The organism is Paenibacillus sp. MAEPY2 (genome assembly GCF_000499205.1).
GTDB lineage: Bacteria > Bacillota > Bacilli > Paenibacillales > Paenibacillaceae > Paenibacillus > Paenibacillus vandeheii.
In genome coordinates this window covers 63,331-76,312 of the sequence record NZ_AWUK01000010.1, presented here as the reverse complement: position 1 = coordinate 76,312, position 12,982 = coordinate 63,331, and the positions used below count along the sequence as shown (strand labels likewise).

Sequence of the window (12,982 nt, the reverse complement as noted above, 5' to 3'; positions counted from 1 at the left end):
TTTCTCAAATGGGGGAATTCCCCGTTTATGCTTGAAATGCCAGTGTATCAATGGCTTAGTTTAATGCTGTTATAATCGTCCAAAAGAACGATTAAAGCCTTGGCCCGCAAGAACATCTTGACGAACCACATCTAAACGACGTGTTTGGTATTCACCCAAAGCTTTTGTTATCGAATTCGGATACCGTTTAATGGAGTCCATAATGGCAACCGTATCGTCAAGTGAGTCATTAAAGCCTGCGCCAGTCATTGGCGACATGGTATGAGCTGCGTCGCCGATCATGGCTATTCTTCCTTTTGACAATATATTAGGGATGTATTCATTAACAGGTGCCCCGATTAAACTGCGATCCTTAATCGCGATTTGCAGAATTGCATCATCTTCTTTGCTCCAATTGGCTTGGCTGGTTTGTGATAGTTCTTCCAGTAGCGAATCCGGAATAGCTTCACCGTATAAGGAATGCTGGGCAATCCCGTCCTTTAACACGCCTAATTCAGACAGCAATTGATTATGCGAATGATCAAACCAGCAAAAGCCTATCCATCGCTGGCCAGGATTGGTCCCCCCCTCTACCCCTGGCATCACCGCAGTTGTCAATGTACCGGCAGCACTATTGTTAAAATAAGCACTCGAAAGTTGCCGTTTTTTCCAGTCTTTCTTTGGCAGCAGTTCTTCGTCCACCTTCCCTACCCAAACCAGATAGCCAGCATAATCTGCAAATGGTCTGTCAGGGCTTAAATAACGGCGGACAATACTGCGATATCCATCTGCGCCAATCAAAAAGTCACCTTTAAACGTCTGCTCCTTTTCACTGGTAGCCCAAGCAGATGATTCATTTTGCCCAATACTAACAATTCGTGTATGGTGCTGAAGGGTAATACCAGGTTCTTTAGCGACCGCATTGCGCAAACGTTCTTGAATGGCTGACCAGGCTTCAACATTGTTGTTACCATTGGATGCCAAGTGTCTTAATTCTCGTTCAATCTCACTATTACGATAAGGCTTTGTTTGTAAACGAATAAAAGCACCATTTCTTAATGATGAATCTGCACGTTCAAGAATGGTAACTGTATAACCAGAACGAGATAACGCAAGCCCCATCATTAGACCACCTAAAGATCCACCTACAATAATGGCATGTTCAAACTTGTTTTGTGGCATATTTCATTCCCCCATTTTAGCTTTCTGTCCAAGAGGATTCGTGAAACTGCCCGTTACTGCAGTTTCATCTGGCTGCGGAGCATCCGATCGAGGAGTTTGTCTGGGAGAATACGGACCAGTCGGGTCAGCAGTGCCGAATCGCGACCGACCGTATAGCGGGTGCGCGGCTTACTTACGTGGATTGCTCGTGAAACCACTGCTGCCACTTTCTCGGGGCGTATACCGTCCTTTGCCCACGTTTCAGCTTGAGCCTTCACGGCGTCAAAAAGACGATCATGGCGACGGTGCTGGTCCGGCGTCATCAACTTGGCCAGCCGCTCCGCTGTCGTAATCCCTTGCTCCGACAGACCAGTGCTGACACCACCCGGAGTGATCATGATCACCTTGAGGCCAAACGAAGACATCTCCCTCCGGAGACTGTCATTGATTGCTTCCATGGCAAACTTTGCTGCCGAATATATCCCGAAACCAGGCATGGAGACCTTGCCGCCAAGCGAACCAATATTAACTACGCGTCCGCCGCTGTTCAGCAAGGCCGGTGTGAGCGCCTGAATAACCGCGACCTGTCCGATCACGCTGACTTCGATCTGGCGGCGAAATTCATCGAGCGGAACCATCTCAAGAGGTGCATTAACGGCGATGCCGGCATTGTTGACCACTGCCCGCAAAGGGCGACCAAGCGGATCTTTCTCCACCCGTTCGGCCAGCGCCTTTAGTGTGTCGATATTGGTAACATCGAGAATCACCGGTTCGATATTTTTTTGTTTAATTTTGTCGGCATCTTCCTGACGGCGAACCCCCGCCAAAACGTGAAATCCTGCAGCGGCCAGCTGCTCCGCGGTAGCCCTACCGATGCCGCTGGACGTACCTGTGACTATGACCAGTTCTTGAGTTTTGAATGACATAGTAACCCTCCTAGGTTTGATAAGATATGGATCACGGTATAGCACTGCTATACGGTTATTGTAGCACCGCTATATATAGCTGTCTATAGCAGTGCTATACATTTTTTTTCAAAGTGTTGTCCTGTGGCCCGAACATCGTTTTGGCGGGCGTTGCGTGATGCACTCGGCGCTCACGAAGTACCATGGCGGGAGGGGTTGAGATTTATCGTTGCGTTGAACTTATGGAAATGGGGGTCAGCCTCTTCGTGCCAAGACTGCCACAGTTCTCCAAATACTTGGCACAAATCCAAGAAAACTAATGCTCGCATCCTCCAAACATAAAAAAGATCGCCATCCTCCTGGAGGTCCAGGTTGGATAGGCGATCTTTCTTATACGTCTCTTAAATTAGGGCTTTGCCTAAAGTCTCCAGGCTCTGTCATCGAATCCCTCATTTTGAATCGGCGTCCGGCCTTTGGATCAAAATGATCTGCATTACGCTTTCCCGAATGAGATCAACGACGTCGGATTGGGGTGGGGGGGCTTTACGAATCTGAGCCGTCACGTACAGCCAAGAGGCCGTATTGGCGGAAGCCCAGACCAGATCTGCCGCAGCTTCGGCTGACACAGCCAATTTGCCTTCGGCAGCGACTCTCTGAACATTTTGCACTAGTGCTTGGTACGAATGATCTGCCGCCTCGATATGGGCGCCCTCGAGCAACCGCCCCATCATCGCCGCATAAATCCGAGGACGGGCTGCCGCGAAGCGGACATAGTCATCCCATCCTTGACGAAGAGCCATCTCTGGAATGATGGACTCCACTGCGGCAATCTTGCTTTCAAATAACTGTTTGAACGCTTCCACTATAGCTGCACTCAGGAGTCCATCGGCATTGCCGAAATGGTGGTAGAGTGTAGGAGCCGTTACTTGCGCGATCGCAGTTACGGCTCGCGTCGTAAATTGGGCTCCACCCTCCTCTTCGAGTACCTTAAGAGCTGCTGCCAATATTTTGTCATATGTGTTCATACGTCCATTATAGCAGTGCTATATGCGTATGTCCATGACGAAGGTTGTATGCCTGTGACCATTATCCCTGTAGCCAAAAAAGGTACTGAGCTTTTTTCTTTCAGATTAACTTCCTCATTGTACAGAAGAGATGAAGCTACTGTCGTGGATATTTTAAGTTGGGCAGAGCCAAACCTATTAGTGAAATCGCAATAAAATTGTTCGCCCTATTTATGATACGGTTCCCCGTGATGTATCTAAGCACAAAGTACAGTTTGACCACAAGATATACATATCAGTAGTATTTCTAACATATTTCATTCCAACTCTAAAACTGATTCGCCACTAATTATCGTACCGTTATTCTTACCTTCACAAATTTCTTTCATCGAGCCTGGTTTATCGAAGTTAAACAAATGCATTGGCAGATTGTAGTCTCTTGCTAAAATGAAAGCTGATTGGTCCATTACCTTTAAGTTGTGTTTTAAAACGTCGTTGTAATGAAGCGAACGAAATTTCCTTGCATCTTTATCAAATTTAGGGTCTGCATTAAGAACACCATCAACACCTTGCTTTGCAACTAATAAAGCGTCACAATTAACCTCGATGGCTCTTTGTACTGAAGGATAGTCTGTTGTAACGTAAGGTTGACCGTTCCCCCCTGCAAAAATTACAATATAGCCTTTTTCTAGATGGTGGATTGCTCTTAGACGGATGTATGGTTCTGCAACTGAAGTAATAGGTATTGCCGTCATTACTCGTACTTCCTTTTTGGTCTTGGCTTTAAGAACTCCACGAAGCATTAAACTATTTACTACAGTCGCAAGCGTCCCAATGTTATCAGCTTCTGCCCTTTCTATCCCCCAGCTTTCCGCCATATTACCTCTGAAAATGTTACCCCCACCTATAACTAACGATACTTCAACGCCTAAGTTTACTACTGACATAATTTCATCCGCAATATGGTCTAACCTTTCTGGCTCAAAACCAAATTCAGAGTTTCCTGCTACTGCTCCACCACTTAGCTTAACGAGAATCCTTTTGTACCTTGACAATTATTACACCCCCATAAAATAAAAACACTAAAGCAATAAATGCTTTAGTGTCCTAATGGAATGGAAATATGAAATTACGCAAGTCGACTGAATGTAAGTCTTTCGTTTCCACCTCATACTCCCACTCCTTCATGTTTTTTCCATCACGTAATTTTACATTACGTGAAGGTAAATTGCAATTACCGTAACCTACAGCCTATTATTGATGAAAAAGAAGCCACCCTTGTGATTAACATACAAAAACAAGCGGCCTAACATAAATTGGTCAATGTGATTTTTAAGCTAACCAATCGGCTTTAATGAAGTAGTTTAGCCAGGTTCGTGCTATAATGGTGTTCACCTGATTAACATTCATCATTCTGCCGAGATGGCGATGATTAAGGAGATTGAACTTTGACGAACAACCATGATATTGGAACAGTTAACGAACTACCGGAAAACTTTGAAGAGCTCAAACGAGCGGCTAATCGGTCGGCAAGCTGGAGAGACAGACTGAATGCGGTGAACGAATTGGGAAACTGGGATACAGTCCCTACCATACAGTTGCTACATTATGTTTTGAAAAATGATCAAGTGTTTCAAGTGCGCGAAGCCGCATATCTCAAGCTCAAGCAGTTGGATGAAGATGTACAAATGCCTGCCAAAAACAAAGGTGAGCTGTTTAAAGGTCTTAACAAAATTTTGCTACGGATTAAAAAAAGCCTTCCTGAAGGTCACACATTTGAGCAATTTAAGGAAAAATTGCAAAAGACACGTCTCGATATTTATGATACTTACGAGGGCAACAAAGATGCTGAGTTCGACTCCTGGCTCCATGGAATTTGGGAGACACTAGGTAGAAAATAGCCGCCGTTCAAGCTACAATGTAGTCTTTGCACAGTCTCCATACGGCTGATTTAACACTCGACCCTTTGCTTTATCACGATCGCTATTATACCGTTCACCGTATAATAGCCGAGTACAAAGCCACTCCAGAAAAATGGAGTGGCTTCTTTATTTCTTATTATTTTGATTGTCACCAGATTTCATCTCACTCTTTAGCACTTTGAAGTATGAATGCAGTAACATTTCAACATTAGTGTCATCATTAATGCTTTTGAAGTAATTCCACAGCAACATTTTCTCTGAATCAATTTGAATGAATTCAAGTTCCATCTCTCAGAAATCCATTCATTGAGGACTTACAAAATGATGACCTAGAAATACTACTGGCTTACAATGCCGAATTTAGAGGCATATACAACTATTACAAGCTGGATAGCTTCAAGCACATTATGGAATACAGCATGTACAAGACGTTCGCCAATAAGTATAAAACTAGCGTTAGGAAAATCAACGCTGAGTTTAGAATTAACGGTCATTTTGGAGTCAGATACGACACAAAAAAAGGGTCGAAAGTTGCCTTCTTCTATAGTGCAGGTTTTAAAAAGGGGCAATCGGAGGAGTCCGATTCGAAAGTGGATCTCCTTGCAGATTACAAAAGGAATTATATCTATAATCGGACAAAACTCGATGACCGCCTTCTATCCAGCAAATGTGAATGGTGTGAAATGGAGGGCGTGTCCCTTCAAATGCATCACGTAAGAAAGCTCAAGGATTTGAAGGGAAAGAAAAGATGGGAAAAGCGAATGATTGAGCGTAAGCGGAAAACCCTCGCTCTTTGCAGAAGCTCCCATCTGGATTTACACAACGGGAAGCTAGATTGAAAAATGGAGCCGTAAACGCGGAGACGTGTACGTACGGTTCGGGGAGGAGTATTTGGAAACCTGTCATAGTGACATGACAAGGCGCTGGATACTTACTCTACTTCATGCCGTGTACTTTTATTGGTTGGGGGCATAGCTCCTGTAGTGGTGCAGGAAAGGGAGATTTCAATGTTCTTTTCAATTTTAAGAAATCCAGTAAAAAAACCTCTAAAACATTGTTTTAGAGGTCTGACTTATATACTGATTTTTATTTTACTTTAAAAAGGAAAAGAATTGGATATTGTTACCGCAACATCCCCTATAAATTTTCTTCCATCAGATGTTGTTACAGATATTGTATGATCACCAGCAGGAACACCTGCTGCATTCCATGTGTTACTTGAATTAGCAGCTAAAGTATGACTTTTACTGTTACCATGCTCTTGAATAGTAACAGTTACTGATGTCGCTGTAGTATTTTTAACAGAGAATCTATAATAACTCCATGCTGCTGGTTGATTCCAAGTTCTTTCATATGTACCATTGCTCATTGAAACTCCAGCATCACTAATAACTAAATTGTTTATTCTTGGTTGATTTTTTTGAAATTCGTCAATATAACTACCATTAGAAGTAATTGATTCACTAGAAACAGTAATAGGAGTGGAATGATCGCTGGCAAAAACACTACTTGCACTTATACTTAATGCTGCTCCTAAAAGTAATACAGATAATGCCTTTTTATGTTTCATAAATTGTACCTCTTAGTTTTTTTCTAAACTATACCGAATTATTTTCGGAAAATAGAATAGTAGTACATAAGTATTATAGTACATATAATAACAAAATAAAACATTTTTATAAGAATTATGATTAATAAAAATACTTACGATAGCCGGACATATGAACAAAATATAGTAGGTTTGTGAATAAGTCTGGCTTCCATATCTCCAAATCCAGCCGAATTTGACTGTGACAGCCGATTAGCGTTCCGTGGAACAATGAAAAAAACCGTGTTTTGGCTAACAAGCCAAACATGGTTTTTCTTCGATATACTTCATTTTTCGGTGGTCATCAAATAATATGTTCCTTTATGACTGGCACAGTGAAAATAATAAGCTGAAAAATGAGTATTGGGAACGAGTGGCTGCTTAGAATTTTTCGCCCTATTTGTGATACGGTTCATTCCGATTGATCTTCACCGCCCGATAAATCTGCTCCACCAGCACCAGCCGCATGAGCTGATGCGGCAGGGTCATGCGCCCGAAGCTCAAGCGCTGCTTCGCGCGGCGCAGCACCTCATCGGAGAGCCCATGGCTTCCTCCGATGACAAATACGACATGGCTCGTCCCATAGGTGCCGAGCTTGTCGATTTCCACAGCCAGCTCCTCGGAACTCCAGAGCTGGCCATCCAACGCGAGCGCGACCATATGCGCCTCGCTCTTCACATGCGCGAGAATGCGTTCGCCCTCGCGCTCCTTCACCACCCGCACCTCGGCTTCGCTCAGAGTGTCGGGCGCCTTTTCGTCTGCGACCTCGATCATCTGAAACTTGATGTACGGGGCGAGGCGCTTGGCATATTCCTGAATGCCCAGCGTCAAATATTTTTCCTTCAGTTTGCCTACGCCAATAATCTGAATCAACATGAAGATCCATTCCTCCTAATCGTCCTGCGAAATAATCTATAAGTAAGATGCGTCAACGCATCGTTTGTTCCAATAAATAAAGCTAACGAACTCCACACACCTTAGCTAGCCCCATTTCGGCTCCTTTAAAATCTAAAGAATCCGAGACACGCAATTACAGCCAAAACACGCCAAAAACACAAAAAGAGCGCTCCGACACGCTCTCTTTGCTCCTTACCTGTGATGTTCATACCGGATGGCAGGCGAGCGAGTGCATCCATGACAGACGCACCAACTGCGGATGCCTACACAGTACGCTAGACGACCAGATACTCGGCCTTTTGTTCGCACTCGGCGCACTTCGCAGGCGGGTCCCAATCGGCAAATTCCGTCTCCTTCAGATCAACGATATCTGGAGCGTCCTCATACTCATCAACAAACATGTCGATGGCGATGTCCACGTGTTCTTTGCATACAACGTACATCCGTTCAAGCATCCTTTCTGTATCCAGCTATGCTCCCGATTCACAACCGCTTATCCATACAGGATAGCCACTTCTCAGTTCTATCACACCTGCCGCGGAAAAGAAACCCCTAGTCCCCATTTATCGTGTCCAACTTCAACCAATCCTCTCATTTCAGCAAAATCCAACCCAAAAAAGCGTCACTTCTCGACACCCCGAGGGGATCCCAAAGTAACACTTCACTAATTTCCGAGCCTACCTATTCCGTTCATTTGCATCTATTCAGATTACTGCACATACGAAATCTACCTAATTCGATTCCATCCTCACGAATATCAATCTTACTCCAGCCCCAACTGAGCCTTCGTTAACAGCTTGCCTCCCTGGATGGCGATGACTGCATTGGCTCCCGTGCTTCCGGTGCCCTTATAGTTATAGACCACCATATTTTCTGCTTCGCTCAATGCCTCACCTTCTCCGCCAAGGATCTCGATAACTTCCTCAACCGACATGCCAACCTCAAGCTTTTCATACTGGGCAAATGTAATCAGCACCCCATCGCCCTTCCCGGCCGATCCGTTGCTTCCTGGGGAAGCAGGCGCTTTGCCACCAGCCTCATTTACCGCAATCACGGTAGTATTCAGTTCCTCCAACTTTTTCTCAAGTTCGGCGATCTTCTTGTTCTGCTCACTATTCTTCTCACTCTGGTCCGCAAGTTTCTTCTCCAGACCTGTAATCTTCTCCTGTAAACCATTAACATCAACAGACCCTGATGGGGGTACTTCGGAAGTACATGCAGACAAAACAAAAAGGGCAGATACTAGACCGGTTCCCCCCAGCATGGTTTTCGTCAAACGTTTCATTAAAATAACCCCTTCCACTCCGGACTGAGAATGCAGATCGACAAACAGATGTTACTCGCATAACCCGACATCACCAACACATTCTCAACAGTGTATCATAACCGGAATCCTCTATAACAGAGACTTTGGCTCTGGTCCTAGCCTGTCATTGCGAAACGACAAAACTTCCCATTTAACCCCATGAATTTAGCTTATAATCAACTCATGAATCGGTGCAATAAAAAAGAGCTGACCAACGAGTTGATCGACTCTCTCTTATTATCCTATTTCTGTATGTGCCAAGCACATCAAAGCCATTCTCTTTATTCCGGTTTATCCGTCAGCTTCACCGACACCTTCTCGGCGTTGCCATCCCGGTAAAAGGTGATCTCTATTGTATCGCCGATCTTCTTCTTATCGTACAGATATTTCCGCAGATCAAGCGTAGAGGTAATTTTTTGCCCATCAAATTCCGTAATGACGTCATTCAGTTTCATGCCCGCATCAGATGCCGGACCGGACGCTTCCAAAACAACCACACCACTATCTACGTGGGATGGAAGCTTCAGATCCTTGCGCTGCTCATCATCCAGTGGGGCATACGGATTGCTGAGATCGACGGTATACACGCCCAGATATGGACGTGACACTTTGCCGTTCAGCAGCAGGGAATCGACCGTTTTCATCACTTCGTTCATCGGAATCGCAAAGCCGAGGCCTTCAACGCCTGTATCCGAGATCTTCATCGTGTTGATGCCGACCAATTTGCCGTTCAGATCGGCCAGCGCACCGCCGCTGTTGCCTTCGTTAATCGCCGCATCCGTCTGAATTACGTTTTGTTCCCAGTCGTACACACCGTCCTGATTAATGGATACCGGAAGGATCCGATCTGTATAACTGACAATACCGGATGTCAGCGTGCCGCCCAGGCCGAGCGGATTCCCGATCGCCAGCACAGTTTGACCCCGTTGAAGTTTGCTGGAATCGCCAAGCTCTGCGGCAGGACCGATGCCCTTTTCATCTTGTACGGACAATACGGCTATGTCACTCACCCGGTCTTTACCCACCAGCTTCGCCTTGTGCGTTTCCCCGTCCACCGTCATAATCTCCAGATCACTCGCACCTTCTACGACGTGATGGTTGGTCATGATGTAGGCTTTGCCATCTTCCTTCTTGAAAATGACCCCTGACCCCAGTGCGGAGTCCTCCATCGACAGACTGCTGCCCGTTTTATGGTTCACGATGCTCACCACGGAAGGTCGAACCTTCGCCGCTGCTTGAATAATCCGATCGTACGGATCTGCAGCCTGCGCTGTCTGTGTACCTCCTCCGCCGTTCCCTGCAGCGTTCGCCAGAGGTAACACTGAGGGCTGCATGATGAAGCTGAACAGCGTAACGGTCACGATGGAGCTAACTACCGAACTGATCACGGCTACCTTGACCGTGGAACTAAAGCCCGAGCGTGACTTGCGTGGATTCTGCCAGCGGTCACGTCCCCTGCCCCTGCCACCAGGGCGAATGATCTGAAGTTTACCTTTCTGTTCAGGTTCGGCGCGTCTTGATACTTTGGTTGAATAAAAATCGTCTCCAAACAATCCCATCGTGATCCTCTCCCCTTCGTTGTCACGCATCAAGACCCTGACTGCCGCCTAATCGTTGTCGCATGGCCAACGACTGTGTCCTTACGTTACCCCACTCCGGCCACAGCCGAGCTTCCGATCGCTGTTATCCCCGGATTTCCTCGATCCCTTTCCATAGGATGAACTCTGGGGATAAAGGCGAACGCTTCGCTTCTCCAGCTTCGTTCTGTGTCCTCCGTTACGCGTGTACCGTAAATACCAACTCATTCTTCCATGCGTTCCTGCATAAAAAATCGTTTTGCATATCGCTGCCATCCCTGCTAACTCGAAATGAAGCGTCTATGTACAACAGAACGAACATCTCATCCTGTCTGTGACTCTATCAGAAATGCTCTCGCATTCTACGACATGTTTTTTTGCGCGCAAATCAGCCTCTTTTTATAAAGCTCCCTATATACTAAACACGTCAAATCCCAAAAAGTTGCATAATTACGAAGATTAACGGAAATTTCCGCTATAACGCGCTTAACAATAAAGGTCTCTAGTATCTATCACCACAAAATCCGGTTCGCTAAGCGCAATTTGGCCTATTTCCGTGAACTTTTTCATCTTCTCAAGCAAAATGCGGCCCCTGGTTCAGCATACACGTCCCTTACGTGTAATTATAGCGGCAAAAAGAGGAATGTTTTCCACTCAGCCTGACTACAATAATAGTAAAAAACAATTCGAAGCTTCATAGAAGGAGGATTCACACTATGGATCGCACGCGTACACTCACACCCATGGATGAAGTTCATATGGCGGCCAAGCTGGCCGATCTCAAGGAAGAACACTACCGCAACACCCTTGCTCTAAGCACGATTATTGAACTGCTCATCGACAAAGGCATTCTGACTCGTGAGGAAGTGGAGCGCAAAGCCACCGAACTCGACAGCTTTATGGCTCACCCACCCTATCCCATGGCGTAGGCCGGTCGTAATACGTATCACAGAGCTTGAACTCATGATCCCGATAAAAGCATCCACGGCTCTCCATCGCATCACGCACGGTCATTTTCGCCAAATCCATCATATTATGATCCCGACTCAAATGTGCCAGATACGTGCGCTTGATGCGTCCGTTCATCAATTCACTCAGTGCAGCTCCCGCCGCTTCGTTCGACAAATGGCCGATGTCGCTCAGAATGCGGCGCTTGGTGTTCCATGGATACCGCCCCATACGCAGCAATTCGACATCATGATTCGCCTCCAGCACGAGAACATCCGAATCCGAGATCGCATCGCGAACCTTGTCACTCATATACCCGAGATCCGTCGCAACGGACAGCTTCTCACTGCCATCATCGAACGTGTACCCTACCGGTTCCGCAGCATCATGGGAGATGCCAAAGGATTCCACGCGCAGGGAGCCAAAATCATGCTTTTCACCCGTCTCAAATACCCTCCGGTTTTCCTCTGGAATCGCCCCAACGGACTTCTCCAGTGCCGCCCACGTACTCGTATTTGCATAGATTGGTAAATTATATTTCCGAGACATCGCGCCTAGTCCTTTAATGTGATCGGAATGTTCATGTGTAACCAGAATCCCGTCCAGTTCTGCCCCAGAAATCTCCCTTTCCTGAAACAGTGCATCCAATCGCTTCGCACTAAGACCCGCATCAATCATGAGAGAGGTGCCCCCATGCTGTATGACCGTGGCATTACCTGTCGAACCGCTGGATAACACGGTAAAATAAATCCCCATAACGCATTACTCCCCTGGTTTGTCTGTCTTGGGACTGAATACATCCCCACTGATGCCCTGCACATACAACACTTCGCCACTTTCCAGCACGAACCGCCATGCCGGCATCGCTACCTGCATATCTGAATTGAACAACTGGCCATAATAGCCCAGCTGAATATCTTTGACAATCGCATCATTCGGCAAAAAGTTCTCGATCAGCGTACCCAGCGCCTTCGACGCCGGAAGCACCTGCTGATCGCTCTCCTCCGCTGTCGTAATCCGCACCGGAGTCTGACGGTAACCCGTAATTTTCTGGTCGCTGTAGAATAGCTCCAGACTGACATTGAAGAGCGGCCATTTGCCATCCACCAACGGATGAAGCACAAATGCCCCATCCTCTGCCATCAGCTGATCCCATCGATACGTACCGATCTGGGGAATTTCGTCCTGCAGTGCATCCTCCAGCTCGCTTTGCGAGAAGATCAGCTTGCTGTCTACAGGTTTTTCCAGTCCAACCTCAATGCCTGCCTTGTTATCTTCAATAAACTCATACGACAGCTTCGGCAGCTTCGGCGTTTCATTTGGAATAGGAGCCAATACCTGAATGCCCTTTTCCTCCATCGCCTGCTGTGTATTATCTGCCAGCGAGGTGAAGTCCAGATTGGCTCCGGCCGTCTCCCGCGCATCCATCCAGATCTGGTATCCCAGCACCAGATTGAGCAGCAGGAAGGCATAGATCAATACATTTTTCGCCCGTCCCCAATCCAAAACATCCACCTCCTCCATTTGATAAAAACGACTATTATCACACTTTTCACTCCGCAGTCAGAACAACCTTCCGATCGCTGTTATCCCCAGATTTCTTGATTCCCTTTTCCTAAGGGAGAAATCCGGTGATAAAGGCGAGCGCTTCGCTTCTTCAGGTTTTTTCTGCCCCCTCCGTTAACGTGTGATCTT

General features: G+C 46.3%; 14 protein-coding genes. 3 read left to right on the top strand and 11 right to left on the bottom strand.

The window, feature by feature from the left end; translation table 11 throughout:
• Window positions 1-69: 69 nt before the first annotated feature.
• From P364_RS0107740 to pyrH, 4 genes are all read right to left on the bottom strand, one after another.
• Window positions 70-1,161, bottom strand: a complete 1,092-nt coding sequence (locus P364_RS0107740) for an FAD-dependent monooxygenase (protein ID WP_024629570.1) — start codon at window positions 1,159-1,161, stop codon at window positions 70-72.
• 53 nt (window positions 1,162-1,214) lie between these two features.
• Window positions 1,215-2,066: an SDR family oxidoreductase gene (locus P364_RS0107735; protein ID WP_024629569.1), complete on the bottom strand. Its 852-nt coding sequence runs from the start codon at window positions 2,064-2,066 to the stop codon at window positions 1,215-1,217.
• 428 nt (window positions 2,067-2,494) lie between these two features.
• Window positions 2,495-3,070: a TetR/AcrR family transcriptional regulator gene (locus tag P364_RS0107730; protein ID WP_024629568.1), complete on the bottom strand. Its 576-nt coding sequence runs from the start codon at window positions 3,068-3,070 to the stop codon at window positions 2,495-2,497.
• Between the two features lie 296 nt (window positions 3,071-3,366).
• Window positions 3,367-4,104 carry a UMP kinase gene (gene pyrH / locus P364_RS0107725; protein WP_024629567.1) on the bottom strand — a complete coding sequence of 246 codons (738 nt, stop codon included), beginning with the start codon at window positions 4,102-4,104 and terminating at the stop codon, window positions 3,367-3,369.
• 393 nt (window positions 4,105-4,497) lie between these two features.
• Between pyrH and P364_RS0107720 the strand changes: the two genes are divergently transcribed.
• Together P364_RS0107720 and P364_RS0107710 are read left to right on the top strand one after the other, a co-directional pair.
• Window positions 4,498-4,950 carry a HEAT repeat domain-containing protein gene (locus tag P364_RS0107720; RefSeq protein ID WP_024629566.1) on the top strand — a complete coding sequence of 151 codons (453 nt, stop codon included), beginning with the start codon at window positions 4,498-4,500 and terminating at the stop codon, window positions 4,948-4,950.
• A 296-nt stretch (window positions 4,951-5,246) separates the two neighbouring features.
• Window positions 5,247-5,810, top strand: a complete 564-nt coding sequence (locus P364_RS0107710; protein WP_081717932.1) for an HNH endonuclease — start codon at window positions 5,247-5,249, stop codon at window positions 5,808-5,810.
• Between the two features lie 257 nt (window positions 5,811-6,067).
• Here the strand turns inward: P364_RS0107710 and P364_RS0107705 are convergent, their stop codons facing one another.
• The 5 genes from P364_RS0107705 to P364_RS0107685 form a co-directional block, all read right to left on the bottom strand.
• Complete coding sequence (locus tag P364_RS0107705; protein ID WP_024629564.1) at window positions 6,068-6,541, bottom strand: hypothetical protein; 474 nt, start codon at window positions 6,539-6,541, stop codon at window positions 6,068-6,070.
• A gap of 414 nt (window positions 6,542-6,955) precedes the next feature.
• Window positions 6,956-7,435: a 23S rRNA (pseudouridine(1915)-N(3))-methyltransferase RlmH gene (rlmH, locus tag P364_RS0107700; RefSeq protein ID WP_024629563.1), complete on the bottom strand. Its 480-nt coding sequence runs from the start codon at window positions 7,433-7,435 to the stop codon at window positions 6,956-6,958.
• A gap of 296 nt (window positions 7,436-7,731) precedes the next feature.
• The gene (locus P364_RS36575) at window positions 7,732-7,899 is read right to left on the bottom strand and encodes a CxxH/CxxC protein (protein WP_063870633.1); all 168 of its coding nucleotides are present in this window, start codon (window positions 7,897-7,899) and stop codon (window positions 7,732-7,734) included.
• Window positions 7,900-8,219: 320 nt separating this feature from the next.
• Window positions 8,220-8,741: a hypothetical protein gene (locus P364_RS38115; protein WP_024629562.1), complete on the bottom strand. Its 522-nt coding sequence runs from the start codon at window positions 8,739-8,741 to the stop codon at window positions 8,220-8,222.
• Between the two features lie 302 nt (window positions 8,742-9,043).
• Complete coding sequence (locus P364_RS0107685; protein ID WP_024629561.1) at window positions 9,044-10,321, bottom strand: S1C family serine protease; 1,278 nt, start codon at window positions 10,319-10,321, stop codon at window positions 9,044-9,046.
• 734 nt (window positions 10,322-11,055) lie between these two features.
• Between P364_RS0107685 and P364_RS0107680 the strand changes: the two genes are divergently transcribed.
• Window positions 11,056-11,268, top strand: coding sequence for a hypothetical protein (locus P364_RS0107680; RefSeq protein ID WP_024629560.1), 213 nt, complete (start codon window positions 11,056-11,058; stop codon window positions 11,266-11,268).
• Here P364_RS0107680 and P364_RS0107675 read toward each other — a convergent pair.
• Together P364_RS0107675 and yycI are read right to left on the bottom strand one after the other, a co-directional pair.
• Window positions 11,237-12,043 carry an MBL fold metallo-hydrolase gene (locus P364_RS0107675; protein WP_024629559.1) on the bottom strand — a complete coding sequence of 269 codons (807 nt, stop codon included), beginning with the start codon at window positions 12,041-12,043 and terminating at the stop codon, window positions 11,237-11,239. The genes P364_RS0107680 and P364_RS0107675 overlap by 32 nt on opposite strands.
• Window positions 12,044-12,049: 6 nt before the next feature.
• Complete coding sequence (yycI, locus tag P364_RS0107670) at window positions 12,050-12,793, bottom strand: two-component system regulatory protein YycI (protein WP_024629558.1); 744 nt, start codon at window positions 12,791-12,793, stop codon at window positions 12,050-12,052.
• Between the last annotated feature and the right edge of the window lie 189 nt (window positions 12,794-12,982).

Bases quoted from the DNA above. Each gene is read 5' to 3' on its own strand.
- P364_RS0107675 (WP_024629559.1), bottom strand. From the start codon at position 12,043: ATGGGGATTTATTTTACCGTGTTATCCAGCGGTTCGACAGGTAATGCC.
- P364_RS0107740 (WP_024629570.1), bottom strand. From the start codon at position 1,161: ATGCCACAAAACAAGTTTGAACATGCCATTATTGTAGGTGGATCTTTA.
- P364_RS0107735 (WP_024629569.1), bottom strand. From the start codon at position 2,066: ATGTCATTCAAAACTCAAGAACTGGTCATAGTCACAGGTACGTCCAGC.
- P364_RS0107705 (WP_024629564.1), bottom strand. From the start codon at position 6,541: ATGAAACATAAAAAGGCATTATCTGTATTACTTTTAGGAGCAGCATTA.
- P364_RS38115 (WP_024629562.1), bottom strand. From the start codon at position 8,741: ATGAAACGTTTGACGAAAACCATGCTGGGGGGAACCGGTCTAGTATCT.
- P364_RS0107680 (WP_024629560.1), top strand. From the start codon at position 11,056: ATGGATCGCACGCGTACACTCACACCCATGGATGAAGTTCATATGGCG.
- rlmH (WP_024629563.1), bottom strand. From the start codon at position 7,435: ATGTTGATTCAGATTATTGGCGTAGGCAAACTGAAGGAAAAATATTTG.
- P364_RS0107685 (WP_024629561.1), bottom strand. From the start codon at position 10,321: ATGGGATTGTTTGGAGACGATTTTTATTCAACCAAAGTATCAAGACGC.
- P364_RS36575 (WP_063870633.1), bottom strand. From the start codon at position 7,899: ATGTACGTTGTATGCAAAGAACACGTGGACATCGCCATCGACATGTTT.
- P364_RS0107730 (WP_024629568.1), bottom strand. From the start codon at position 3,070: ATGAACACATATGACAAAATATTGGCAGCAGCTCTTAAGGTACTCGAA.